1 protein-coding gene is annotated in these 772 nt (G+C 19.4%); it reads right to left on the bottom strand.

What is annotated here, in order from left to right; all coding sequences use genetic code 11:
- Positions 1-561 precede the first annotated feature (561 nt).
- The coding region (locus IE180_RS37970) for a hypothetical protein (protein WP_229861272.1) at positions 562-772 on the bottom strand (211 nt) is incomplete at its 5' end.

Genomic DNA, 772 nt, shown 5'->3' with positions numbered 1-772 from the left:
AAATATAATGGTAAGATAACAAATAACGGTACAATATCATTTCCTATGAATGGTATTGCTGATAATAAGTTAGTAATTACTGTAGCACCTCAGTGTGACATCTGCCCGTAAACTAAACAATATTTTTTATTTAATTTATTTACTGTATAATCATATAGTAAATTTTAAATATAAACGACTGTACATTAAGCATCATTTCAGATACCCATCAATGAACCAGTCTGTAGCGATTATACATATAACCGACGGTCTTGTTTATTTTCTTTATTAGAAAATAAATTTTAACCGTTTTCATCAATGTCGCCAATAATATATATATTTTTTCTACCTTGAAAGTGGTAAATATATATTATTTGAAAATAATATTTTCAATATCCTTATATAATATTCCCTATGTAAGTTGCTATTATATATATAGATAATATATTTTTAAATATATAATTTATATCTATATTTGGATAGACTATCATATAATATATATATATATATTCCCCTGGAGGGGATATATAATAATTTTATTAAATTAATAAATTAGATGATTAATTCTCTTAAACAAGATAATTAAGTTAATAATTTTCTAGATAAAATACTAAATATATATATTTTAGTATAATTTTTATTTAATTTAATTAAACTTCCTTTTAATTTTAAAGATTTATTTTTATTATATGTATAAGTATAATCATTTAATTTAGTTTTATCAATATATTCTATAATAGAATTATGATTATCTATATGAAAATTATTTAATAATGGTAAAAATATATTAGGT

The organism is Streptomyces litmocidini, from assembly GCF_014649755.1.
Taxonomy (GTDB): domain Bacteria; phylum Actinomycetota; class Actinomycetes; order Streptomycetales; family Streptomycetaceae; genus Streptomyces; species Streptomyces litmocidini.
Note: the sequence above shows the minus strand (reverse complement) of the source record. Positions and strands in the feature narration are given on the sequence as shown.